Annotated in this window: 21 protein-coding genes and 1 pseudogene; 17 read left to right on the top strand and 5 right to left on the bottom strand. The window is 64.2% G+C overall.

What is annotated here, in order from left to right:
• Nucleotides 1–7 precede the first annotated feature (7 nt).
• Nucleotides 8–994 (bottom strand): LacI family DNA-binding transcriptional regulator, encoded by a 987-nt coding sequence (locus FRZ40_RS16120; RefSeq protein ID WP_240057202.1) that lies wholly within the window; start codon nucleotides 992–994, stop codon nucleotides 8–10.
• Nucleotides 995–1,351: 357 nt separating this feature from the next.
• Here FRZ40_RS16120 and FRZ40_RS16115 point away from each other — a divergent pair, with 357 nt between their 5' ends.
• The 17 genes from FRZ40_RS16115 to ureG all read left to right on the top strand — a co-directional run bounded on the left by FRZ40_RS16115 (nucleotide 1,352) and on the right by ureG (nucleotide 17,778).
• On the top strand, nucleotides 1,352–2,005 hold the full coding sequence (locus FRZ40_RS16115) for a protein-L-isoaspartate O-methyltransferase family protein (RefSeq protein ID WP_028370199.1): 654 nt from the start codon (nucleotides 1,352–1,354) through the stop codon (nucleotides 2,003–2,005).
• 31 nt (nucleotides 2,006–2,036) lie between these two features.
• Nucleotides 2,037–2,360: a rhodanese-like domain-containing protein gene (locus FRZ40_RS16110; RefSeq protein WP_028370198.1), complete on the top strand. Its 324-nt coding sequence runs from the start codon at nucleotides 2,037–2,039 to the stop codon at nucleotides 2,358–2,360.
• A 195-nt stretch (nucleotides 2,361–2,555) separates the two neighbouring features.
• Entirely contained in the window at nucleotides 2,556–3,011 is a 456-nt protein-coding gene (locus FRZ40_RS16105; protein ID WP_147234688.1) for a DUF2844 domain-containing protein, read from the top strand.
• Complete coding sequence (locus FRZ40_RS16100; RefSeq protein WP_147234687.1) at nucleotides 3,008–4,444, top strand: DUF3443 domain-containing protein; 1,437 nt, start codon at nucleotides 3,008–3,010, stop codon at nucleotides 4,442–4,444. Before FRZ40_RS16105 ends, FRZ40_RS16100 begins: the two co-directional genes overlap by 4 nt.
• Before the next feature lie 418 nt (nucleotides 4,445–4,862).
• Nucleotides 4,863–6,164 carry an urea ABC transporter substrate-binding protein gene (gene urtA / locus FRZ40_RS16095; protein WP_028370194.1) on the top strand — a complete coding sequence of 434 codons (1,302 nt, stop codon included), beginning with the start codon at nucleotides 4,863–4,865 and terminating at the stop codon, nucleotides 6,162–6,164.
• An 85-nt stretch (nucleotides 6,165–6,249) separates the two neighbouring features.
• On the top strand, nucleotides 6,250–7,869 hold the full coding sequence (gene urtB / locus FRZ40_RS16090; RefSeq protein ID WP_028370193.1) for an urea ABC transporter permease subunit UrtB: 1,620 nt from the start codon (nucleotides 6,250–6,252) through the stop codon (nucleotides 7,867–7,869).
• Between the two features lies 1 nt (nucleotide 7,870).
• The gene (urtC, locus tag FRZ40_RS16085; RefSeq protein WP_147234686.1) at nucleotides 7,871–9,064 is read left to right on the top strand and encodes an urea ABC transporter permease subunit UrtC; all 1,194 of its coding nucleotides are present in this window, start codon (nucleotides 7,871–7,873) and stop codon (nucleotides 9,062–9,064) included.
• Nucleotides 9,064–9,927: an urea ABC transporter ATP-binding protein UrtD gene (urtD, locus tag FRZ40_RS16080; RefSeq protein WP_147234685.1), complete on the top strand. Its 864-nt coding sequence runs from the start codon at nucleotides 9,064–9,066 to the stop codon at nucleotides 9,925–9,927. The genes urtC and urtD overlap by 1 nt, the downstream gene beginning before the upstream one ends.
• A 796-nt stretch (nucleotides 9,928–10,723) precedes the next feature.
• On the top strand, nucleotides 10,724–11,416 hold the full coding sequence (urtE, locus tag FRZ40_RS16075; protein ID WP_147234684.1) for an urea ABC transporter ATP-binding subunit UrtE: 693 nt from the start codon (nucleotides 10,724–10,726) through the stop codon (nucleotides 11,414–11,416).
• Nucleotides 11,417–11,451: 35 nt separating this feature from the next.
• Nucleotides 11,452–12,333 (top strand): urease accessory protein UreD, encoded by an 882-nt coding sequence (locus tag FRZ40_RS16070; RefSeq protein WP_147234683.1) that lies wholly within the window; start codon nucleotides 11,452–11,454, stop codon nucleotides 12,331–12,333.
• 193 nt (nucleotides 12,334–12,526) lie between these two features.
• A complete protein-coding gene (locus tag FRZ40_RS16065; RefSeq protein WP_028370189.1) occupies nucleotides 12,527–13,330 on the top strand; it encodes a transporter substrate-binding domain-containing protein in 804 nt (267 codons plus the stop codon).
• A gap of 120 nt (nucleotides 13,331–13,450) precedes the next feature.
• Nucleotides 13,451–13,753: an urease subunit gamma gene (ureA, locus tag FRZ40_RS16060; RefSeq protein WP_028370188.1), complete on the top strand. Its 303-nt coding sequence runs from the start codon at nucleotides 13,451–13,453 to the stop codon at nucleotides 13,751–13,753.
• Nucleotides 13,754–13,763: 10 nt separating this feature from the next.
• Nucleotides 13,764–14,069 carry an urease subunit beta gene (locus FRZ40_RS16055; RefSeq protein ID WP_028370187.1) on the top strand — a complete coding sequence of 102 codons (306 nt, stop codon included), beginning with the start codon at nucleotides 13,764–13,766 and terminating at the stop codon, nucleotides 14,067–14,069.
• A 34-nt stretch (nucleotides 14,070–14,103) separates the two neighbouring features.
• A complete protein-coding gene (gene ureC / locus FRZ40_RS16050) occupies nucleotides 14,104–15,810 on the top strand; it encodes an urease subunit alpha (protein ID WP_147234682.1) in 1,707 nt (568 codons plus the stop codon).
• A 1-nt stretch (nucleotide 15,811) separates the two neighbouring features.
• Nucleotides 15,812–16,441 (top strand): urease accessory protein UreE, encoded by a 630-nt coding sequence (gene ureE, locus FRZ40_RS16045; protein WP_147234681.1) that lies wholly within the window; start codon nucleotides 15,812–15,814, stop codon nucleotides 16,439–16,441.
• Nucleotides 16,428–17,108 carry an urease accessory protein UreF gene (locus FRZ40_RS16040; RefSeq protein ID WP_147234847.1) on the top strand — a complete coding sequence of 227 codons (681 nt, stop codon included), beginning with the start codon at nucleotides 16,428–16,430 and terminating at the stop codon, nucleotides 17,106–17,108. Before ureE ends, FRZ40_RS16040 begins: the two co-directional genes overlap by 14 nt.
• Before the next feature lie 28 nt (nucleotides 17,109–17,136).
• Nucleotides 17,137–17,778 (top strand): urease accessory protein UreG, encoded by a 642-nt coding sequence (ureG, locus tag FRZ40_RS16035; protein WP_028370757.1) that lies wholly within the window; start codon nucleotides 17,137–17,139, stop codon nucleotides 17,776–17,778.
• A gap of 116 nt (nucleotides 17,779–17,894) precedes the next feature.
• Here ureG and waaA read toward each other — a convergent pair.
• From waaA to waaC, 4 genes and pseudogenes are all read right to left on the bottom strand, one after another.
• Nucleotides 17,895–19,195: pseudogene (gene waaA / locus FRZ40_RS16030) on the bottom strand (lipid IV(A) 3-deoxy-D-manno-octulosonic acid transferase).
• Between the two features lie 100 nt (nucleotides 19,196–19,295).
• Nucleotides 19,296–20,180 (bottom strand): Kdo hydroxylase KdoO, encoded by an 885-nt coding sequence (locus FRZ40_RS16025; protein WP_147234680.1) that lies wholly within the window; start codon nucleotides 20,178–20,180, stop codon nucleotides 19,296–19,298.
• Nucleotides 20,177–21,565 carry an RNA-guided endonuclease IscB gene (iscB, locus tag FRZ40_RS16020; RefSeq protein ID WP_147234679.1) on the bottom strand — a complete coding sequence of 463 codons (1,389 nt, stop codon included), beginning with the start codon at nucleotides 21,563–21,565 and terminating at the stop codon, nucleotides 20,177–20,179. The genes FRZ40_RS16025 and iscB overlap by 4 nt, the downstream gene beginning before the upstream one ends.
• Nucleotides 21,566–21,967: 402 nt before the next feature.
• Complete coding sequence (gene waaC / locus FRZ40_RS16015; protein ID WP_147234678.1) at nucleotides 21,968–22,969, bottom strand: lipopolysaccharide heptosyltransferase I; 1,002 nt, start codon at nucleotides 22,967–22,969, stop codon at nucleotides 21,968–21,970.
• Between the last annotated feature and the right edge of the window lie 144 nt (nucleotides 22,970–23,113).

Here is a 23,113-nt window from a genome sequence, read left to right as displayed (position 1 = left end):
CTTCCCCTCAGGCGCTCTTTCGAACGACGAGCCGATGCGGCAGCAGCACGCCCGGCACGTTTTCATTTGGATTCGCGAGCCGCTGCAGCAGCAGACGCGCGGCAGTTTCGCCCAGCTCGCGCATCGGCTGCGCGATCGTCGTGAGCGGCGGGTCGATCTGCGCGGCCAATGAAATGTCGTCGAAACCGGCGACGGCCACGTCGTCCGGCACGCGCTTGCCGACGCTGCGCAAGCCGCTGATCACGCCGATGGCGAGCGTGTCGGAGACCGCGAACACGGCCGTCGGCGCGTCGCTCAGCGTCATCAGGAGCGCCGCCGCCGATGCGCCCGCTTGGTAGTCGAGGCTGTTCACGTTGATCCGCCAGCGCTCGTCGGGCGCGATGCCGGCCTCGTGCAGCGCATCCAGATAGCCTTGCTGGCGCTGCTGCGCGTAAAGATAGTGATCGTCGGAATTGATCAGCGCGATGCGCCGGTGCCCGCGCGCAAGCAGGTGACGCACGGCATCGCCCGCCGCGCGGTAATTGTCGATGCCCACATACGGCACGCCCACGGACGAATCGAACTCGCAGCAGGCAACCCACGGCAGCGCGTTCGATTCCTCGGCGAGCGCCTGCTGCACGGTGGCAGGGTCGAGGCAGATCGCGCCGTCCGCGCGACGGCGGCGCAGCAGGTCGAAATAGCTGCGCTCGCGGCCAGGATCGGCGCCCGTGTCGCACAACAGCATGAAGTAGCCATGCTGACGCGCGACGACGTCGATGCCGCGTATCACTTCCGCGTAGAACGGATTGCCGACGTCGGGCACCATCGTCAGCAACAGGCGGCTTTCGGCCGTACGCAGGTTGCGCGCGAGTTCGTTCACGCGATAGCCGCTCGTCGCGACGGCCGCCAGCACCTTGTCGCGCGTTGCCGGGCGCACGTTCGAATGGCCGTTCAGCACGCGCGAAACCGTCGCCACCGACACACCCGCCCGCTCCGCGACGCCGGCAATCGACAGCCCTTCCGCCGCGCCGCGCGCGCCGCCATCGGCCGGAACGGGAGACGGCGTTGGGAGGTCGTGCGAAGCGCGTTGTGACGGTTTGTCCACCGGGATTCGTTGCCCAAAATGTAATCGATTACATTCTTGGTCGACGCCGATTCGAATCGCAAGCCGAATCGTGTAGGGACTTTCACCGAGGCGCGCCGTGCAGGGTCGCCCGGGCCGCGTGCAGACGATGTGCCCGCGAGCGGGCGGCGAGACCGTGCGGTTTGGTACAATTTCGCAGTTAACGAACCTCGGGAACATCGGGAGAGTGGTCCCTCAATACACCCGCTTGCCCACTTCCCGCGTCCCAACCACACCGCCGAATTGATCATGAACATCGAACAAGCGCGTTTCAACATGATTGAACAGCAAATCCGTCCGTGGGAAGTGCTCGACCAGGACGTGCTGAATCTGCTGTCGATCGTCAAGCGTGAGAACTTCGTGCCCGCCGCATACCGCGAGCTGGCGTTCGTCGATTTCGAAATTCCGCTGCCCGCCGGCCAGCACATGCTCGCGCCGCGCGTCGAGGCGCGCGTGTTGCAGGAACTGGCAGTGAAGAAGCACGAAACGGTGCTGGAGATCGGCGCGGGTTCGGGTTACATGGCAGCGCTCCTCGCCCATCGTGCACAGCACGTGCTGACGGTGGACATCGAACCGGAACTGGCCGGGCTTGCGAAGGCGAACCTCGCCGCGAACGGCGTGCTGAACGCCGAAGTCGCGACGGGCGACGGCGCACGCGGCTGGGCCGCCGCCGCGCCGTACGACATCATCTGCGTGTCGGGCGGCCTGCCCGTGCTGCCGCAGGAAATCCTCGAGCATCTGAAGGTCGGCGGCCGTCTGGCTGCTTTCGTCGGCACCGCGCCCGTCATGAAGGCGCAAATCATCACGCGCGTCGACGACAAGCAGTTCCGTATCGCCGACGTGTTCGAAACCTACGTCGAACCGCTGCAGAACGCCGTGCACGCACCGCGCTTCAAGTTCTGAGCACCACCCTGATTCAATCGCGAGGCTGACGATGCAAAACCTGACCGCTCCCGCTCTGGCCGAATGGCTCGCCGACCAGTCGCGCCCGGCGCCCGTGCTGCTCGACGTGCGCGAGCCGTGGGAAATCGAAACGGCGAAGATCGCCGGCAGCGTGTCGATTCCGATGCGCGAGATTCCCGCGCGCAGTGAAGAACTCGATGACGACGTGCAGATCGTCTGCATCTGCCATCACGGCGCACGCAGCGCGCAGGTCGCGATGTTTCTCGAATCGCGCGGCTACAAGGACGTGTTCAATCTGTATGGCGGGATCGATGCGTGGTCGCGTCAGGTGGATGCTTCCGTGCCGACTTACTGAGCGCTGCTGCTTCACGCTTATATCGGGCGCCGGCTTTATGCCGGCGCTTTTTGTTTGCACGTTCGGTCTCGATCATCACGTCCGGCGATGCGCGCTGAACTTTGGGAAATTTCCCACGCAGAATAGGAAATTTACTACGTCATCCTGAAAATCCTTCGATCAACATACGACGCTTCCTTTCAGGAGCGCAACTGTATGAAATCGATCAGGATTGCTGCGGCGATGGCGTTACTATCGCCTGTCGTATGTCAGGCGACGCTCGGGGCTGCGCCGTCGCCATCGGCGAGCGTCACGACTACGCCGGCTACTTCGCGCGCCGCGCTGACGGCGCCCGCATCCTCGGCGGCCTACACCCTCCACGAAACGCAAACCGCTGACGGCGTCACCGTCCGCGAATACACATCGGCGGCAAATGTCGTTTTCGCGGTGACCTGGCAAGGGCCGACCCGGCCCGACATGCAGGCGCTGCTCGGCAGCTACTTTCCCAACCTGATCGCCGCCGGACAACGCATCGCGCGCGGCACGGGCCCGCTCGTCGTACGGGACGGCGAGTTGCGCGTCGAGTCGGTTGGGCATCAGGGCGCCTTCGCAGGCCGCGCCTGGTTGCCGCGGCTTGTTCCCGCCAACGTCAACGTGGATGCGCTGCAATGAACAAACTCATTTCGTGCGGCCTGCCGAATCGACTGCTCGCCGCCGCACTGCTCGCGGCGAGCGTCGCACTGACGGCATGTGGCGGCGGTGGTGGCGACGACGGCTCGAAGCAAGACAGCAGTACCGTTGTGCCCAAAACGCCGACGGTTTCGGCGGGCACGCCTTCGGTGGCAAGCACGCCATCCGGCGCAAGCGCCCCGTCGGCCGCCAGCACGCCTTCGGCCGCCACGCCGGCGAGCGGAACGAATGCGTCCGGCGGGTCACAGTCTCCTGTGAACAATGGCGCGAATACGGCGGGGAACACAGACACGAACATCACACCGCCGCCCGCCGTTGTCGTGAACAGCGTGCCCATCACGGTCGACAACACGCTCGACCCGACGATCGTCAACACGCCCTACGTCAGCGTGCAACTCTGCGCGCCCGGCACGCAGGGCGCATCGCAATGCGTGACGCTGGATCACATGCTGCTCGACACGGGCTCGGTCGGCGTGCGCGTGATGTCGTCGGCGCTCGGCGCGGCGCTCGCGGCAAAGCTGCCGCCGGTGACAGGCGCATCGAACGACACGACGGGCACGGCGCCGCTCGCCGAGTGCGCCATCTTCGCGTCGGGCTACACGTGGGGTTCGATGCGGCGCGCCGATGTCGTGATGGGCGGCGAGGCGGCAAGCAACCTTCCCATTCAGCTGATCGGCGACAGCGGATACAGCGCGACGCCTTCGGACTGTGTCAGACACGGCGCCTACAGCATGACTACCGAAGAGCTGTTGGGCGCGAACGGGATCGTCGGCATCGGCCATCTGGCGCGCGACTTCCCGGAGGCGGCGCAGAAGGCGCTCGCGGCCACCTACTACTTCTGTCCGACGCCGTCGTCGTGCACTGCCGCGATCGTGCCGCTCAACATGCAGACGGCCAACCCCGTCGCCGCGTTCAAGACGGACAACAACGGCACGATCATCCATCTGCCGGCACTGCCGGCGACGGGCCAGGCGAGCGTGACGGGCCAGTTGATCTTCGGCATCGGCACGCGCGACAACAATACGCTGCCTGCCAGCGCTACACGCGTCGCCGTGACGGATCGAGGACTGTTCACGACGACCTACGCGGGACGCACGATGTCGAGCGTCGTCGATAGCGGATCGAACGGCCTGTTTTTCCAGGATGCGACGCTGCCCGTGCTGGCAAGCTGGTTTGCGCCGGCCACCACCCAGGCCTTGAGCGCCTCGATGATCTCCAGTACGGGCAACGCGCAATCGACCGTCTCGTTCAGCATCGCCAATTCGTCAAGCCTGTTCGCTCTGGGCTACGCCGCGCACGACAATCTCGGCGCGCCGCTGAACAGCATGTTCATGTGGGGCCTGCCGTTCTTCTACGGACGCAGCGTCTATACGGCGCTGAGCAGCGCGCAGACGAAGCCCTACGTCGCCTTCTGATCGCGACGCAGTCAAGCAAAACGGCGGATGGGCCTGCAACCCATCCGCCGTTTTTTTATTGCCCGCGATAGCCACGCGCCCGTCCATGCACAACCGGGCAGCGGCGATGCACCGGCGTCGCGCCCGCGCATCGGGGGAATTGCGCCGCACGCTCCGTTGCAGCGCGGCGCGCACCTGAACGAGGCGCAGCCCCTTGCGCTGCACCGCTTTCGCGCCCAACGCGCATATCGCCCCGCGCGGCCGCACCGCCAGCGAGCCGCATTGCAGCAAGCGCGGCGAGCATCGGCGCGGCCGACGCAAGGTTGGCATATGCCTTGCAGTATCCGGCCCGGCAACAGTCCGCACACATAACCAGACAAGGCAAGGACACACGCAAGCCGTCCGCCGCTCGTCACCATCCTATGGCAAGGGGAAGCACATGAAACGTCGCAGTCTGCTGAAGCTCGGCTCCATGTCGGGCGCGCTCGCGCTCGCGGGCAAGGTTCCTTTCGCGCACGCCGATACGGGCAGCGGCCCGATCAAGGTCGGCATTCTGCATTCCCTCTCGGGCACGATGGCGATCTCGGAGACCTCGCTGAAAGACACGGCGCTGATGACGATCGCCGAGATCAACGCGAACGGCGGCGTGATGGGCCGCAAGCTCGAACCCGTCGTCGTCGATCCCGCATCGAACTGGCCGCTGTTCGCCGAGAAGGCCCGCCAGCTTCTGACGCAGGACAAGGTTGCGTGCGTGTTCGGCTGCTGGACTTCCGTGTCGCGCAAGTCGGTGCTGCCCGTGTTCGAGGAACTGAACGGCCTGCTGTTCTATCCCGTGCAGTACGAAGGCGAAGAGATGTCGCGCAACGTGTTCTACACGGGCGCGGCGCCGAACCAGCAGGCGATCCCCGCCACCGAATACCTGATGAGCGCGGAAGGCGGCGGTGCCAGGCGCTTCTTCCTGCTCGGAACCGACTATGTGTATCCACGCACGACCAACAAGATTCTGCGCGCCTTCCTCAAGTCGAAAGGCGTCCAGGAGACCGACATCCAGGAGGTCTACACGCCATTCGGCCACAGCGACTATCAGACGATCGTCGCGAGCATCAAGACGTTTGCGCAGGGCGGCAAGACCTGCGTGATCTCGACGGTCAACGGCGACTCGAACGTGCCGTTCTACAAGGAACTCGGCAACCAGGGGCTGAAGGCGACCGACGTGCCCGTCGTCGCGTTCTCGGTCGGCGAGGAAGAACTGCGCGGCATCGACACGAAGCCGCTGGTCGGCAACCTCGCGGCATGGAACTACTTCATGTCGGTGAAAGGCCCGGGCAATACGAAGTTCAAGGAACAGTGGGCCGCGTGGGTCAAGTCGCAGAATCTGCCGGGCGGCGCGAAGCGCGTGACGAACGACCCGATGGAAGCGACGTACGTCGGCATCCACATGTGGAAGCAGGCCGTCGAAAAAGCGAAGAGCACCGACGTCGACAAGGTGCGCGTCGCGATGGTCGGCCAGAAGTTCGCGGCGCCGTCGGGCTTCACGCTCGAGATGGACGGCAACCATCATCTGCACAAGCCGGTGATGATCGGCGAAGTGCGCGCGGACGGCCAGTTCAACGTCGTGTGGAAGACCAAAACGGCGATCCGTGCGCAGCCGTGGAGCCCGTATATCGCCGGCAACCAGGGCAAGCCGGATGTGGTCACGTCGATCCCCGAGTTCCTGCGCCGCCGCTCGCGCGTGGCCTGATGTAACGCTGACGTAACGCAAAGACGGTGCGCCTTCTACGGACGGCGCACCGCGCCCGCCAGCCGGTCTCTTTCTCAAGCACATCATGGCGTATTCACTTTCCACGCTCGCGGCTCGCTCGCTGCTCATTGCGGCGCTTGCCCTCGTCCTGCCGGCGAGCGCCCACGCACTAACGACCGACGAGGTCGCGCCGCTCGCGGGCGACGATTTCGACGCGAAGTCGGCCGCCATCGACAAGCTGATCGCCAATCACGACGCGCCTTCGCTTGCGCTGCTGAAGGCGCTCTCCGAAGACAATGCGCTCGCGACGGATAGCGGCGAAGTCCTGATACAGGACAGCGACACCGCGCGCGACGCCGTCACGGGCAAGACCGTGGCCGCCGGCGACGCGCAGCCCGTCACGCTGAACAACCTGCTGCGCTCGAAAGTCGCGGGCGCATTGTCGGGTCTGCAACTCGATTCACCCGACGCGGAGAAACGCGCCGCCGCCATCGCCGCGCTGCTGAAGAACCCCGATCCGTCGATGAAGCCGCAGATCGACGCCGCCCGCGCGAAGGAAACCGTCCCGGCGCTGAAGAAGCGTCTCGACACGCTATGGGCGATGACGGCCCTGCACGACAGCGATGCCGCGAAGCGCCTCGAAGCCGTGAAGCTCGTCGCCGCGCGGCACGATCTCGAGATGTACGAGCTGCTGCGGCCGCTCGTCGCGAAGAAGCCCGACGGCACGTTCGCCGAAAGCGATGCGCAGGTGCGCGAGACGGCACAGCAGGGCATCGACGCGCTCGATTCGATCCAGCGCCGCAGCGAGATCGCGGGGACGCTGTTCGCGGGCCTGTCGCTCGGCAGCGTGCTGTTGCTCGCGGCGCTCGGCCTCGCGATCACGTATGGTCTGATCGGCGTGATCAACATGGCGCACGGCGAGTTCCTGATGATCGGCGCGTATGCGACGTACGTGGTGCAGAACCTCGTGCAGCGCTACCTGCCGGGTGCGTTCGACTGGTATCCGCTGCTAGCCGTGCCCGCTTCGTTCGTGGTGGCGGCGCTCGTCGGCATCGTGCTCGAACGGCTCGTGCTGAAGCATCTCTACGGACGTCCGCTCGAAACGCTGCTGACCACCTTCGGCGTCAGCCTGATCCTGATCCAGGCGACGCGCATGTTGTTCGGTGCGCAGAACGTGCAGGTCGTGAATCCATCATGGATGAGCGGCGGCGTCACGGTGATGCAGAACCTGATCCTGCCGTACAACCGGCTCGCGATCCTCGCGTTCTCGCTGATCGTCGTCGCGATTGCGTGGGCCGTGCTGACCAAGACGCGCTTAGGTCTCTTCGTGCGCGCCGTGACGCAGAACCGCCGCATGGCTGCGTGCGTCGGCGTGAAGACTGCGTATGTCGACTCGTATGCGTTTGCGTTCGGCGCGGGCATCGCCGGACTCGGCGGCTGCGCGCTGTCGCAGATCGGCAATGTCGGACCCGACCTCGGACAGAGCTACATCATCGACTCGTTCATGGCCGTCGTGCTGGGCGGCGTCGGCCAGCTGGCGGGGACGGTGATCGGCGGCTTCGGGCTCGGTCTCGTCAGCAAGGCCGTCGAGCCGTTCTGGGGCGCCGTGCTCGCGAAGATCGCGGTGCTGGTGCTGATCGTCCTGTTCATCCAGAAGCGTCCGCAGGGCATGTTCGCCCTCAAGGGCCGCAGCGCGGAGGCGTGACATGACATCGGCGACTTCTCATGCTTCTGCATCGGCAACTTCCGATGCGCGCGGTATCGCAGCCGTCAACGAGCGCGAACGCCTCGAAGGTTTCGCGCTCGGCTTGCCGCCGCGCCCTGCCCTGCTGTCGCGGCGCGCGTGGCAGTTTCTGATCGCGCTGATCGTCGTGATGGGGCTCAGCGTGCCGTTCACCGCGCTGGTTCTGCCCGAAACGAGCACGTTCCATCTGTCCGCGTACGCGATGACGCTTGCCGGCAAGCTGATGTGCTACGCGATCGCCGCACTCGCGCTCGATCTCGTGTGGGGCTACTGCGGCATTCTGAGCCTCGGGCACGGCCTGTTCTTCGCGCTCGGCGGCTACGCGATCGGCATGTACCTGATGCGCGCGATCGGTCATGACGGCAAATACGGCAGCGATCTGCCCGATTTCATGGTGTTTCTCGACTGGCATCAATTGCCGTGGTACTGGGAAGGCACGCAGCATCTCGCGTATGCGTTGCTGCTGGTCGTACTCGTGCCTGCTGTGATCGCGTGGGTGTTCGGCTTCTTCACGTTCCGTTCGCGTGTGAAGGGCGTGTATCTGTCGATCATCACGCAGGCGATGACGTTCGCCGCGATGCTGCTGTTCTTTCGCAACGAGACGGGGTTCGGCGGCAACAACGGCTTCACCGATTTCAAGCGCATCGCGGGCTCTCCCATCACGCATCCGGGCACGCGCACGGTGCTGTTTCTGATGACGTTCGGCGTGCTGGTGCTCGCCTTCATCGGTGCGCGCGCGATCGTGACATCGAAGCTCGGACGCGTCGTGACGGCGGTGCGCGATGGCGAGACGCGCCTGATGTTTCTCGGCTACAGCCCGCTCGCGTACAAGCTGTTCGTGTGGACAGTGTCGGCCGTGTTGTGCGGCATCGCGGGCGCGTTGTACGTGCCGCAGGTCGGCATTATCAATCCGGGCGAGATGTCGCCGGGCAACTCGATCGAAATGGCGATCTGGGTGGCCGTCGGCGGACGGGGCACGTTGATCGGACCGATCATCGGCGCGTTCGCGGTGAATGGTGCAAAGAGCTTTTTCACGGCGTATTTCGCCGAGTACTGGCTGTTCTTCCTGGGACTGATTTTCGTGCTGGTGCCGCTGCTGCTGCCGAACGGAATCATGGGGCTGTTCGAACTCGTGGCGCGCAAGAGGAACCGTTGATGAACGAAAACCCGATGGTTCCCGACCTTTCTCTGCCCGAAGAACACGACGGCCGCGCACTGTCCGGCGTCGCGGCGATGAGCCGGGTCGTGACGCCTGGCGAGATCGACGTATCGCACGGAGCGATTCTGTATCTGGAAGACGTGACGGTTTCATTCGATGGCTTTCGCGCGTTGAATGCGTTGTCGCTGTCAATCGACGCGAGCGAACTGCGTTGCATCATCGGCCCGAACGGTGCGGGCAAGACGACGATGATGGATGTGATCACGGGCAAGACGTCGCCCGATTCGGGCAAGGTGTTTCTGGGGCAGACGATTGACCTGACGCGCATGAATGAGCCTTCGATCGCGCGTGCGGGCATCGGCCGCAAGTTTCAGAAGCCGACCGTGTTCGAGCAGCATCCCGTGTGGGAGAACCTCGAACTCGCGATGATGATGGACAAGGGGTGGGTGGCATCGCTGCGCGCGCGTCTCGATCGCTCTGCGCAGGCCCGGATCGAGGAGACGTTGTCATTGATTCGCCTCGAAGGCGAGGCTTTGCGGCCTGCTGGCGAGTTGTCGCATGGGCAGAAGCAGCGTCTCGAGATCGGAATGCTGCTCATGCAGCAACCCGCTTTGTTGTTGCTCGATGAGCCTGCGGCTGGCATGACCGACGACGAGACTATGGAACTTGCCGCTCTTTTGAATCACCTGCGGGGGTCTTGTTCCATGATGGTTGTTGAGCATGATATGGAATTTGTTGCTGCTTTGGCCGGTGAGACCGGGAAGGTGACTGTGATGGCCGAAGGCCGGGTTCTTGCCGAAGGTACGCTTGATGACGTTAAGCGCGATCCTCAAGTTGTTGAGAGTTATTTGGGGCGGTAGTCATGGGTTTGTGTCGCTCGTGTGCGCGATTTTGTGGCTTGCATCCGCGATTTCTTGGCTCGCATCCGCGAATTCGTATCAGTGCTTCAGGCGTTGCCCCTGTGCGGGGCGGCACTTACTTTCTTTGCCGCCGCAAAGAAAGTAAGCAAAGAAAGCGGGCTAACACCGCCAGTTCTGGTTGTTGCCTGCGGGCCCCCCACGGGTCCCGCACTCCACACGACATCGCACTGCCTGACGCCCGTTGCCAGCGTACTAACTCACGCCTCACCCACTCCACAATCCCGCGTCACGAATTGCGTTACCGGAAGGACACGGCCGCCCAGGTGGCAAACGGTGTGTAGGCCGTCGTGACGCAAGTGCACCACTCCGGACCGAAAAGCGGAATCGGTGTCGTAGAAACGCCAACGCGTACGGTGCGACCACCTACACACCGTTTGCCACCTGGGCGGCACAGACCGTTCGCTGCCGTTGGCTGCGCTACGGGTGACTGGAGTGGGTGATGCGCGTGTTAAAGGCGCTGGCAACGCGCATTGAGTAGCGTGTTGCCGCGTGGGGTGCGGGACCCGTGGGGGGCCCGCAGGCAAACACAAGAATTAGCGGTGTGAGCGGCTTTCTTTTGCCTACTTTTCTTTGCCGCTGCAAAGAAAAGTAGGTGCCGCCCCGCACAGGGGCAACGCATGAACTACCGATACGAATTCGCGGATGCAAGCCGAATCGCGGATGCGACCCACAAACCCGCGAACGCCAGCGAAAAAATGCCCGCCTGCCGCAAGAAGGCAAACCAAAGGACACTGCTATGCTTGAAGTAGAAAACCTGAACCAGTACTACGGCGGCAGCCACATCCTAAGAAATGTGAAGCTGACAGTGCCGGACGGCAAATTAACGGTACTGCTGGGCCGAAACGGCGTAGGCAAAACAACGCTGCTCAGAACCCTGATGGGCGTAGTCCCCATCAAATCCGGCGAAATCAAATGGCGCGACGCGCCAATAACAAAACTCGCCCCGCACGCGCGAGTCGCGCAAGGCCTCGCCTACGTCCCACAAGGCAGAGACATCTTCCCTAGACTCACAGTAGAAGAAAACCTGCTGGTAGGCGCAGCCAGCAAAAAAGCCCCAAAGAAAATCCCGGACAAGATCTACGATCTCTTCCCCGTCCTCAAGGACATGAAAGCCCGCCGCGGCGGCGACCTGTCCGGCGGTCAGCAGCAACAACTGGCCATCGGCCGCGCACTGATGAGCGAACCGCAACTGCTGATCCTCGATGAACCCACGGAAGGCATTCAACCGTCGATCATCCAGGACATCGGCAGAACACTGCGGCAACTCGTCGAGGAAATGGGCCTCACCGTGCTGCTCGTCGAGCAATACTACGACTTCGCCAAAGCCATCGCGGATCGCTACTGGGTGATGAGCCGCGGTGCAATCGTCACGGGCGGCGAAGGCGCCAATATGGACGACGACGGCGTGCGCCATCTGATCACGGTGTGACGCCGGGGCACACTGTCACCTGCTATCCTCGCCGCATGTCGCTACACGAACATCACGCCACGCTCACCGCCATCGACGACCCCTCGCACGCCCAATGGCGTGCGAGGCTCGAACTCGGCTTCGCCCGGCACGGCGAACGCACGACCCTCGCGCATCGGCTGCACGAAGGGCCGCTGCGCCTGCAACGGCCGCTCTATCCCGAAGGCACTTCCATCTGTCACGCCGTCATCGTGCATCCGCCTGGCGGCGTTGCGGGAGGCGACCGGCTCGATATCGACATTCGCCTCGACGCGAACACGCATGCCGTGCTCACGACGCCCGGCGCGACCAAATGGTACAAGTCCAATGGACGCACGGCGCAACAGCACATCGCGATACGGGTCGGTGCGAATGCGAAGCTCGACTGGCTGCCGCAGAACAACATCGTCTTCGATCACGCTAACGCTGCGCTCGAATTCTCGCTGACGCTCGACGAAGGCGCGACGGCGCTCGGCTGGGACGCAACACAACTGGGCCGGCAGGCGGCGGGCGAAACCTGGTCGGCGGGCAAGCTGCGCGCGGTATCGCGCATCGTCGGCCCCGATGGCGAGCCGCTGTGGTTCGAGCGCGCAAAGCTCGCCGCGGGCGACCCGCCGCGCAACGCGCCGCAGGGACTCGCGGACTTCCCCGCGTTCGGCACGCTGTGGGCCGTCAGCCCGCAATGCGACGACGCACTCGCCGAATCGCTCACCGCCCAGCTGCCCTTCGACGAAGCGATACGCGCAGCCGCCTCATGTGTATGCCCTGGCGTGCTGATTGTGCGAGGCGTCGCGCGGTCGATGGAAACGCTCCAGCATGCGCTGACCCAATGCTGGCTGCATTTGCGGCCCATCGTGCATGGTGTCGATGCAAAGCCGCTGCGTCTCTGGACGACCTGAACCGTCAGCCTCCCCGCACCATCTTCGGGCACACCGATGCGCCGGCGTGGTGCAACCGCATGCGCAAGCGTCGGCAAAGCCTTGCGCGTAAAGCATGGCATAGCCCTTGCTGCTTATGGCGCCTCGCGAACGCCGTATCGACGTGCGTATCGCGAGGCCCGCTAAAAACCACACGCCGAAGCCCATCGCCGACATGACCTGCACAACCGCACATCGCCCGCGCCGCGCGTGGCTCGCCACGCTGCTGCTCGCCCCGCTCTTCACACTCGCCGCGCCGCTCGCGCACGCCGACGCACTCGACAACATCGCGAAGTCCGGCGTCCTCAAGGTCGCCGTGCCCGAAGACTATCCGCCGTTCGGCTCGGTCGGCCCGGACCTGAAGCCGCAAGGCTACGACATCGACACGGCCGCGCTGCTCGCGAAGTCGATGAACGTGAAGCTCGAACTGGTGCCCGTCAACAGCGCGAACCGGATTCCCTATCTGCAGACCAACAAGGTCGATCTCGTGATCTCGTCGCTCGGCAAGACAGCGGAGCGCGAGAAGGTCATCGACTTTTCGACGGCCTACGCGCCCTACTACCAGGGCGTGTTCGGTCCCGCGGACGTGAAGGTGAGCAGCCCCGCCGATCTGACGGGCAAGACGGTCGGCGCCACGCGCGGCGCGCTCGAGGAAATCGCGCTCACGCAGATGGCGCCCAACGCGACGATCAAACGCTTCGAAGACAACAACGCGACCATCGCCGCGTTCCTGTCGGGCCAGGTGCAGCTGATCGCGGCGGGCAACATCGTGGCTGCTGCCATTCTTGCGAAGAACCCGCCGCGTCGGCCGGAACCCAAGTTCGTGATCAAGAACTCGCCGTGCTTCGTGGGGCTCAACAAGAACGAGCCGCGCCTGCAGCAGAAGGTCGACGCCGCCATCGCGCAGGCGAAGCGCGACGGCACGCTCAACGCGATGTCGAAGAAGTGGTTCGGCGCCGGACTGCCCGCCGATCTGTAAGCGGTGCGTCGGTTGACGCTGGTATCGTGAGGCGGCAATACCTGTCACAAGCGCCGCTCATGCGTCCATAGAACGACTCATGCGCCCGTCTGAAAAGGCGGGCGCCACACGACGAATGCGATGAAGCTCACTCCACGCGAAAGAGACAAACTCCTCATTTTCACAGCCGCGCTGCTGGCCGAACGGCGCCGCGCACGCGGACTCAAGCTCAACTATCCGGAAGCCGTCGCGTTTATCACGGCCGCGTTGATGGAGGCCGCGCGCGACGGCAAGACGGTCGCCGAAGTGATGCACTACGGCACCACGCTGCTCACGCGCGACGACGTGATGGAAGGCGTGCCCGAGATGATTCCCGATATCCAGGTCGAAGCCACCTTCCCCGACGGCACCAAGCTCGTGACCGTCCATCACCCCATTCCGTGACGAGGCGCCCATGATCCCTGGTGAACTGATTACCGAAGACGGCGAACTCGAACTCAACGCAGGCCGCGCGACCGTCACCGTGACGGTGTCGAACACGGGCGATCGCCCCGTGCAGGTCGGCTCGCATTACCACTTCTACGAAGTCAATGCCGCGCTGTCGTTCGATCGCGAGGCCGCGCGCGGCTTCCGTTTGAACATCGCGGCGGGCACGGCCGTGCGCTTCGAGCCGGGTCAGGAACGCACGGTCGAACTCGTCGCACTGGCGGGCGATCGCGTCGTCTATGGCTTCAACGGCAAGGTGATGGGCAAGCTCTGATGCGCGCGGCGCAAACAATCGGGAATCTCACAACATGAAATTACGCATTGGCCGCCGCGCGTACGCGGAAATGTTCGGCCCGACGACGGGCGACCGCGTGCGACTCGCGGATACGGACCTGCTGATCGAAGTCGAGCGCGACTACACGATCTACGGCGAAGAAGTGAAGTTCGGCGGCGGCAAGGTGATTCGCGACGGCATGGGCCAGTCGCAGCGCGTCGCGGCCGACGTGGTCGATACCGTCGTGACGAACGCGCTGATTCTCGATCACTGGGGCATCGTCAAGGCCGACATCGGCATCAAGAACGGCCGCATCGCGGCCATCGGCAAAGCGGGCAATCCCGACATCCAGCCCGGCGTGACGATCGCCATAGGCGCGGCTACGGAGGTGATCGCGGGCGAAGGGATGATCGTGACGGCGGGCGGTATCGATACGCACATTCACTTCATCAGCCCGCAGCAGATCGACGAAGCGCTCGCAAGCGGCGTGACGACGATGCTCGGCGGCGGCACCGGCCCCGCGACAGGCACCAACGCCACCACCTGCACGCCGGGACCGTGGCACATGGAGCGCATGCTGCAGGCGGCCGACGGCTATCCGATGAACCTCGGCTTTCTCGGCAAGGGCAACGTGAGCCAGCCGCAGCCCGCGCTGGAGCAGATCGCGGCGGGCGCGATTGGCCTGAAGCTGCACGAGGACTGGGGCACGACGCCCGCTGCGATCGACAACTGCCTCTCAGTCGCCGACGACACCGACACGCAGGTCGCGATCCACACCGACACGCTGAACGAAGCGGGCTTCGTCGAAGCGACGGTCGCCGCATTCAAGGGCCGCACGATTCACACGTATCACACGGAAGGCGCGGGCGGCGGCCACGCGCCCGACATCATCAAGGTCTGCGGCGAAGCGAACGTGCTGCCGTCGTCGACGAATCCGACGCGGCCTTACACCGTCAACACGCTCGACGAACACCTCGACATGCTGATGGTCTGTCATCACCTCGACCCGTCGATTGCCGAAGACATCGCGTTCGCCGAATCGCGGATTCGCCGCGAGACGATTGCTGCCGAAGACATCCTCCACGATCTCGGCGCGCTGTCGATGATCTCCTCCGATTCGCAGGCGATGGGCCGTGTCGGCGAAGTGATCATCCGCACATGGCAGACGGCGCACAAGATGAAGGCGCAGCGCGGCGCGCTGCCCGAAGACAATGCGCGCAACGACAACTTCCGCGCGAAGCGTTATGTCGCGAAGTACACGATCAACCCCGCGCTCACGCACGGCATCGCGCATGAAGTCGGTTCGATCGAGCCGGGCAAATGGGCCGATATCGTGTTCTGGGAACCCGCGTTCTTCGGCATCAAGCCCGCGCTGATCCTCAAGGGCGGCATGATCGCGATGGCGCAGATGGGCGATCCGAACGCATCGATTCCGACGCCGCAGCCCGTGCACTATCGCGAGATGTTCGGCACGCGCGGCGGCGCATTGGGACGCACGTCGCTGACCTTCGTTTCGCAGATGGCGCTCGATGCGGACATCGCGGGGCGTTATGGTCTGAGCAAGCGTATCGTTGCGGTGAGGAACTGCCGCAGCGTCTCGAAGGCGCACATGATCCACAACGCGTGGCAGCCATCGATCACGGTCGATCCCGAGACGTATCAGGTGATCGCCGACGGACAGCTGCTGACCTGCGAGCCCGCAAAAGTCCTGCCGATGGCGCAGCGCTATTTCCTGTTCTGACATGAGAACGATCGACAAACTGCTGGGCGCACAGATCAAGCTTGCGCCCGTCCTGATCAAACGTGCACCGACGCTCACGCTCGCGTTCGATGCGCGCTGCAAGAGTCGCCTCGCCGCCACGCTCGACGACGGCGAGGAAGTTGCGCTGGTGTTGCCGCGCGGCACCGTGCTGCGCGACGGCGATGTGCTCGTCGCCGACGACGGCGCACTCGTGCGCGTGGTCGCGGCGCCCGAATCGGTGCTATACGTGCGTGCGCCCGATGTGCTGACGCTGACGCGCGCCGCGTATCACCTCGGCAACCGGCACACGCCCGTCGAAGTCGGCGCGGATTATCTGAAGCTCGAATACGACCCCGTGCTCGCGGATATGCTCAAGCGGCTCGGCGCTGCCGTCGATCAGGTCGAGATGCCGTTCCAGCCGGAAACGGGTGCGTATGGCGGCGGTCACCGGCATGGTCACGACGAGACGTTTGCCGAGGACTATGCGCTCGCGCAGCAGGTGTATGGCGAGCATCATGGGCATGGCCATGAGCACGGACATGAGCACGATCATGCGCACGAACACGGCGATTGCGGTTCGTCGTCGTGCGGTCACGATCATGGCCACGGCCATCGGCATGCGCATCGCTGAACTCACTGCACTGTTGCATCTCGCGTCGCCGGCGCTGCCGATCGGCGCGTTCAGCTATTCGCAAGGGCTCGAGGCGGCCATCGAAGCGCAGTTCGTCACCGATGCCGACACCGCGTGTGCGTGGATCAAAAGCGGACTGTCGAATGTGCTCGCGCATGGCGAGTTGCCGTTTCTCGCGCATCAGATCGAACGTTGGCGCGCGCATGATGCGGCTGCATTGTCGGACGGCAACCGCGAGTTTCTCGCGAGCCGCGAGTCGTCGGAACTGCGGCGCGAGACGGAGCAGATGGGCTGGTCGTTGCGGCAGTTGTGCGCATCGCTCGAATGGGGCGACGACATGCGCCGTCAGACGCTCGCATCGATGACGCCCCTTGCGCAGCCCACGGCCTTCGCGTTTGCCGCCTTCGCGCACGGCGCGGCGACGGATGCAGCCCTCGCCGCCTACGCATTCAGCTGGGTCGAAAACCAGGCGGCCGCCGCGTTGAAGGCCGTGCCGCTTGGACAGCTGGCGGGACAGCGCATCATCGTCGCGTTGCGCGAGCCGATCGATGCCGCCGTCAGGCAGGCGCTGGCCACATCGCCCGACGATATCAATACGTTTGCGCCGCAACTCGGCATTCTGTCGGCGCGACACGAGTCGCAGTATTCGCGGCTCTTCCGTTCATAGACTTTTTGCTTTTTCTTTCAACCGGATCATGAACGCACCTCATACGATGCAACGCACGAAGAAACTGCCGCCGCTGCGCGTGGGCGTCGGCGGCCCTGTCGGCTCCGGCAAGACGACGCTGCTCGAGATGCTTTGCAAGGCGATGCGCGACAAGTACGACCTTGTCGCGATTACCAACGACATCTACACGAAGGAAGACCAGCGCCTGCTGACGGTGGCGGGCGCATTGCCCGCCGAGCGCATCATGGGTGTCGAGACGGGCGGCTGTCCGCATACGGCGATCCGCGAGGATGCTTCCATCAACCTGGAAGCGGTGGACCGGATGCTTGGGCGCTTTCCGGATGCCGACATCGTGTTTATTGAATCGGGTGGCGATAATCTTGCCGCGACGTTCAGTCCCGAACTGTCCGATCTGACGATTTATGTGATCGATGTTGCGGGTGGGGAGAAGATTCCGCGCAAGGGCGGGCCTGGGATTACGAAGTCCGATCTGCTCGTCATCAACAAGACGGATCTGGCGCCTATGGTCGGCGCGAATCTCGATGTGATGGCGTCCGATGCCGGGAAGATGCGCGGTGCGCGGCCTTTTGTGATGTGCAACCTCAAGGCGCTTGATGGGCTTGATGAGGTGATTTCGTTTATTGAACGCAAGGGGTTGCTGGTGGTGTGAAGTTTTTTGTCTGCGACGCAGTTGCGGTTTGTGTTTCTGCTTTTGCTGGTATCCGGATGCCAGCGAAAAAAACCAGACAACGTCGCAGATCTTAGAAAAACCAGCGCTGCCCGCGCTCAGCTAGGCAACAGCGTAGTCAGCACATCCACGGTACGCGCCGTAGCGCCTCTGTGCCTGGCGGCGAACGCAGAAGCCGCTCCCCCATTGCCACACGTCGTGACCTGTCCTCGAACAACTCCCGCAGCACGCGCGCCAGATCGGCAGGGTCTTTCACCTGCACACACGCACCGGCCGCGACCGCATCGGCCGTCGCCTGCGTGAAATTGAACACATGCGGCCCGATCAGCACGGGCACTCCAACCCCACATGCCTCGATCAGATTCTGCCCACCCAACGGCAACAGGCTTCCGCCGATAAACGCCACATCCGACGCCGCATAATAAGCGCCAAGCTCACCCATCGAATCGCCAAGCAGCACCTTCACATCGCGCGGCAAATCAGGCGCAACACTTTCACCAGCAGCAGCCGGCCCAGTCGGAGCCCAAACAGAACGCCGCACGCAGTGCAAACCCTTCTTCTCAACCAACGCCGCCACTTCATTGAAACGCTGCGGATGACGCGGCACGAGCACCAGCAGGGCGTCGTCGATACCGAGCGCAGCGAACGCCTGCAGCACGAGTTCCTCTTCGCCCTCGCGCGTGCTCGCCGCAACCCACACGGCGCGCGTGCCGATCGCCGCGCGCCACGCATGGCCGCGCGCCGCGAGTTCGGGCGGCGTGTTCATGTCGAACTTCAGATTGCCAAGCACGGCCACGTTGCGCGCGCCCAGCGATGACAGCCGCGTCGCATCCGATGGACTCTGCGCCAGCACGCGAGCGAAGCCGCCGAACACGCCGCGCGTCGCGGTGCCGAACTTCGCCGCGCGCCGGTAAGAACGCTCCGACATCCGCGCGTTCGTGAGAACCAGCGGCACGTCGGCACGACGGCATTCGTCGATCAAGGTTGGCCACACTTCCGTTTCCATCACGAGGCCGACGGACGGGCGCCACGCCTTCAGAAAACGCCGCACGGCGCGCGGCATGTCGTATGGCAGATAGCAGCGCAGCACGCGATCGCCGAAGATCTGCTCGCCCGTTGCCCGGCCGCTCGGCGTCATATGCGTGAGAAGAATGCGCGCGTCGGGCCGCGCCTTGATGAGCGCCTCGACGAGCGGCTGCGCCGCACGCGTCTCGCCCACCGACACCGCATGCACCCAGATCAGCGGCGTATCGTCCTCAGGCACGCGGCCGCGCACGAAACCGAAACGCTCGCCGATATGCTCGCGATAGCCGCGCTCCTTGCGCGAACGGATCAGAAGACGCAGCACCGCGAGCGGCGCGACCAGCCACCACAGCGCGTTATAGACGGCCCTCAGCATCGGGCCTCCATGCGTGACATGACTTGAGACGTCGATACGCCCGCAACAGCGTCTCGCGATGCGTTCAGTGGGACAAACAGCGGGACAAACAGCGCGCCGTTCAAACGAGTGCCCTGCCCTTCAGGCGTTCGAGAATGCCAAGCGGCGCGCATTCGGGCTGCGCCATCGATTTGACGGGCAGGAAGAACGTCTGCTCCATCATGAACTGGCCGGACATCACGGCATGCGAGGTCTGATCGGAGAAGCACACCCACACGCTGCCCGGCGGGAACGGCATCGTCACTTGCGGCGACGCCTTCTGGTAATCGAGGTCGGCCTTCATGCCGTCGTGCAGGTTCAGCATCAGATGGTCGTACTCGCTGCGTGCCGATTTGGTCACGTGCAGCAGATTCAGCAGCCACGCCGAGCCCGGCATCTGCGGCTTGATGCGCGGCAGGAAGCGCTTCGCCATATCCTCGAACGGCTCGCCGACGCGCCACACGCGCGGTGCGCCATTCGGATTGATGTTCGTGAACACGCGCAGGATGCGCTCGCCGTAGTTGGGACGCGACGGGAACGCGTCGACGTGCAGGCGGCTATCGTCCTTGCGCCACGACGTCTGGCGCGTTTCCACCCGATGCAGACGCAGGCTGGTCGGCGCGACCCGCAGCTTGCCCATGTACTCGGGAAAGAGCCCGTCGACGAGCGAGCGCGCGTTCGCCTGATAGCGCGCAATCAGCGCGCGCACCGCGGATTGCGTGACGGCATCGCCGAGCACGCCATGCAGCGCGCCGCCGTTCGGCGCGAGGCTGATGTTCTTGCGCTTCGGATCGGCGAGCGCGGGATCGAGCAGCGCACGTTCGCCGCCGTCGATCGCAAAGGCGAGATTCGGAAAATACAGCACCTTGCCGCGCTCGACGCCGGCAAGCAGCGACTCGCGCGGCACCGACAAACCCTGGCCATGCCAGTCGGCGCTTGCTACTTCGATGATCTGGGATTCGTTCATCCGAAAGCGCGGGAAACCCCGGGCTCCAGCCCGGGGAGGGATAGCGCAGCGTGCGCGGCACGCCATACACCCGCATCTCCTTGTCGATAGCTATCCACGGATTGAAGAGAATAGGCGTAGCCGTCGCCTCGCTGAATAAGCCTGCAGTGGCGGTGGCTGATACCTTGCACGACAGCCGATGCCGTCTGGATATTAAATGAACCGGTTGCACGAACGGCGACACGCCCGACATGAATGCCAGCCTTCTTGCCGTTCGGCACATCCGCACGCACGCGGTCGCCCGTCTGAAATCCCTGCACCCGCTTGTGCCGCATGAGGTAACCGCGAGGGAAACCATGGCGGGTAAGGCGCGTGCGCTGGTAGCTGCCGCGCCCCGACGCCTCGACCGACAATGAGGGGCGTTCCCAGCCGGCAATTGCCTCGACCTGCCCGACACATACCGCATCGAGCGCATGTGTCTTGGGCAGACCGTGCGAGATGCGGTTGAACTTCGTTCGCCCTCCCGATGCGAGCTCAAGCGGCAGCCCTGTTGCCCGAAGCGCGTCGATAAGCGCCCAGCGCGTAGCATTGACGGCTGCTGCGTCGCGCAGCGGCTGTGATGCGGTCGCGAGGATGCGCGCCAGACGCTTCGGATCCTTGACATAGGCGCGCACATCGAGCGCACCCTTCTCCTGGTTACAGTCGCTGCAGGCCAGTCCCAGATTGCCAACACGGTTGCTGCCGCAACGCGCCCGGGACGTTAAATGTTCGATCTGCAGCGGGCGGCCCTTCGCATCACAGTAGATGCAGGTGCGCTTCCACTTCTCCAGCAGATACTCGCGTATTGCATAGCCTGCGAGTGTGCCCCGCTGATATCCGACTCCCGAAATCTCCGGGTTCTCGAGTTGCTGCAGGTCGAAGCGAACGAGTTCGCTTGAGAGCGCTGTGATCGGTGCCCAACGACGGATACGCTGCACCCACGCCATCGTGGTGTCCACGCGGTGTCGAAGCGACGGCGGCAGCCATCCCTCTGGCCTCCTGCGGTTCAGGAAACGCGGCGATCGATAACGCAGGTTGGCGCCGCGCCGACGTCTGCGGAAACTTTTGCGTGCGCTCAGCGCTTCGCTGATCTGCCTGCCCCGATGAATCAGCTCGAAGAGGTTGATTACGGCAATACCACTGCCAGCCTCGCGCACGAGCGCGACGCCGGTCACCTTGCTGCCAGGGTCAAACCTGATACGAAGTTGCTGGAGAGCGCTGCTGTCGGCCATGCGATCCGCGAGGCGAATTACAAACGGCATGACGCGATGCACGCGCGCGCGACCACGCGCGAGCAACAACCTCGCCCGCTTTTCGCTGCACGGCATCAACGGCCTGCCACTCCGATCCAGCACAAACGCCGACATGTCGGCTCCTCTCCTTTAAAACACGTTGCCCTTACGGGCCTGGTGACGCTCCCCTCGCGGGAAGTCTCCCCTCGACCAAGTTGCGCAGCAGGTGTCAGCTATGAAACTGACGGGGACGATCCGTTTCGTACTTACCCGGTCGCTTGTCTGCGACCGCCCCTTCCAGAGCCTGACGCTGAGGAAGCACGTCAGGGTGGGTCTGCAATCTTCTGCGCAACGTAGCGCCTTGCGGCACTGGGTCTGGTCAACCCGAGCTTGATTTACCGCATCAAGCCCTGCCCATTTTAGGGCGGGGTAGTTGACGATCGCCTTTTCAAAGCGGACGGAGCCTAGCCGGCAAGACCACACTTCCGGTCGGCGCTCTGCCGTCCATCAGGCGCCACCGATTCGCACCGCGTCACGTCACAGCAGGCCGAAGCCGGACAGCGCGGACTTCACCTGCTGCAGCGTCGGCGGCTGGCCCGCCGTGCCGAGATTCACGACGTTCGGCGACCAGTAGCCGCCCGTGCGCCATGAGGTGGCGAAATTGTACAACTCGACCGTCGGGCGCTTCAGCGCGGCTGCGATGTGAACCAGACCTGTATCAACCCCGACCGTGGCGGCCGCGCCCTCGATCAGTCCGACCACGGCGGGCAGCGACAGTTTCGGCGGCACGATGGCGGCTGCGCCGAACTCCTTCGCGAGACGTTCGCTCGTCGTGCGTTCGGCCTCGCTGCCCCACGGCAGAACGATCGATGCGCCGCGCCGCACGAGCGTCTGGCCCAGTTCAATCCAGGCGGCGTCGGGCCACTGCTTGTCCACGCGGGACGTTGCATGGACGAACACCACGTAAGGCACGGGAAGATTCAGCTGCGCTTCGGACAGCGCGAGCGCTGCGCGGCTCGTGTCGAGACCGAAGTCGATGTCGTCGGTGGGCTTCGGCGCGGGGTCGTTCAGCGCCGCCGCCACCAGTTGCCGCGTACGTTCGACGACGTGCGTGCGCGGCTCGATGGGCACGCGCCGGTCGTAGAAAAAGCGCACGGGCCATTCGTAGCCTGCGCCGTCCGTGCGGTTGCCGAGCCCGACGAGCGGGCCACGCGCCATCTTCGCGACCCAAGCGGTCTTGATGAGCCCCTGGCAATCGATTACGAGATCGTAGTTTTCGGCCGCGAGCGCGCGGCGGAATGCGCCGATTTCGCGCCAGTTATCGGCGGAGAGAATGCGCTTGCGCCAGCGCCGCAACGACACCGGGATCGCGCGCCGGACGCCGTGAACCAGTTCGACGAGCTTGACGAAGCTCTCTTCGACGAGCCAGTCGATCTGCGCATCGGGATGACGGCGGCGAATGTCGGCGATGGCCGGCATGTTGTGGACGACGTCGCCGAGCGACGACACTCTCACGATCAGGATTTTTTGCGCGCTCAAGGATGGGAATGCCGGTTTTTGCGGCGTTTGGGATGCTTTTGGAGAATCGCGATTTTAGCGCGGTCTTTGCGGCGCGCGTGGTTTCTGGATTTTGCTGTCGGCGCCTGTTCTGGCATCCGCGAACACACACCATGACACAAAACA

The sequence above is a fragment of the Paraburkholderia azotifigens genome (assembly GCF_007995085.1).
GTDB classification, from domain to species: domain Bacteria; phylum Pseudomonadota; class Gammaproteobacteria; order Burkholderiales; family Burkholderiaceae; genus Paraburkholderia; species Paraburkholderia azotifigens.
This window is presented reverse-complemented; position numbering and strand designations above follow the sequence as displayed.

What these genes read in the sequence shown, in the direction of transcription:
- FRZ40_RS16115 (WP_028370199.1), top strand. Translation starts at nt 1,352, where the DNA reads ATGAACATCGAACAAGCGCGTTTCAACATGATTGAACAGCAAATCCGT.
- FRZ40_RS16110 (WP_028370198.1), top strand. Translation starts at nt 2,037, where the DNA reads ATGCAAAACCTGACCGCTCCCGCTCTGGCCGAATGGCTCGCCGACCAG.
- FRZ40_RS16105 (WP_147234688.1), top strand. Translation starts at nt 2,556, where the DNA reads ATGAAATCGATCAGGATTGCTGCGGCGATGGCGTTACTATCGCCTGTC.
- FRZ40_RS16100 (WP_147234687.1), top strand. Translation starts at nt 3,008, where the DNA reads ATGAACAAACTCATTTCGTGCGGCCTGCCGAATCGACTGCTCGCCGCC.
- urtA (WP_028370194.1), top strand. Translation starts at nt 4,863, where the DNA reads ATGAAACGTCGCAGTCTGCTGAAGCTCGGCTCCATGTCGGGCGCGCTC.
- urtB (WP_028370193.1), top strand. Translation starts at nt 6,250, where the DNA reads ATGGCGTATTCACTTTCCACGCTCGCGGCTCGCTCGCTGCTCATTGCG.
- urtC (WP_147234686.1), top strand. Translation starts at nt 7,871, where the DNA reads ATGACATCGGCGACTTCTCATGCTTCTGCATCGGCAACTTCCGATGCG.
- urtD (WP_147234685.1), top strand. Translation starts at nt 9,064, where the DNA reads ATGAACGAAAACCCGATGGTTCCCGACCTTTCTCTGCCCGAAGAACAC.
- urtE (WP_147234684.1), top strand. Translation starts at nt 10,724, where the DNA reads ATGCTTGAAGTAGAAAACCTGAACCAGTACTACGGCGGCAGCCACATC.
- FRZ40_RS16070 (WP_147234683.1), top strand. Translation starts at nt 11,452, where the DNA reads ATGTCGCTACACGAACATCACGCCACGCTCACCGCCATCGACGACCCC.
- FRZ40_RS16065 (WP_028370189.1), top strand. Translation starts at nt 12,527, where the DNA reads ATGACCTGCACAACCGCACATCGCCCGCGCCGCGCGTGGCTCGCCACG.
- ureA (WP_028370188.1), top strand. Translation starts at nt 13,451, where the DNA reads ATGAAGCTCACTCCACGCGAAAGAGACAAACTCCTCATTTTCACAGCC.
- FRZ40_RS16055 (WP_028370187.1), top strand. Translation starts at nt 13,764, where the DNA reads ATGATCCCTGGTGAACTGATTACCGAAGACGGCGAACTCGAACTCAAC.
- ureC (WP_147234682.1), top strand. Translation starts at nt 14,104, where the DNA reads ATGAAATTACGCATTGGCCGCCGCGCGTACGCGGAAATGTTCGGCCCG.
- ureE (WP_147234681.1), top strand. Translation starts at nt 15,812, where the DNA reads ATGAGAACGATCGACAAACTGCTGGGCGCACAGATCAAGCTTGCGCCC.
- FRZ40_RS16040 (WP_147234847.1), top strand. Translation starts at nt 16,428, where the DNA reads ATGCGCATCGCTGAACTCACTGCACTGTTGCATCTCGCGTCGCCGGCG.
- ureG (WP_028370757.1), top strand. Translation starts at nt 17,137, where the DNA reads ATGAACGCACCTCATACGATGCAACGCACGAAGAAACTGCCGCCGCTG.
- FRZ40_RS16025 (WP_147234680.1), bottom strand. Translation starts at nt 20,180, where the DNA reads ATGAACGAATCCCAGATCATCGAAGTAGCAAGCGCCGACTGGCATGGC.
- iscB (WP_147234679.1), bottom strand. Translation starts at nt 21,565, where the DNA reads ATGTCGGCGTTTGTGCTGGATCGGAGTGGCAGGCCGTTGATGCCGTGC.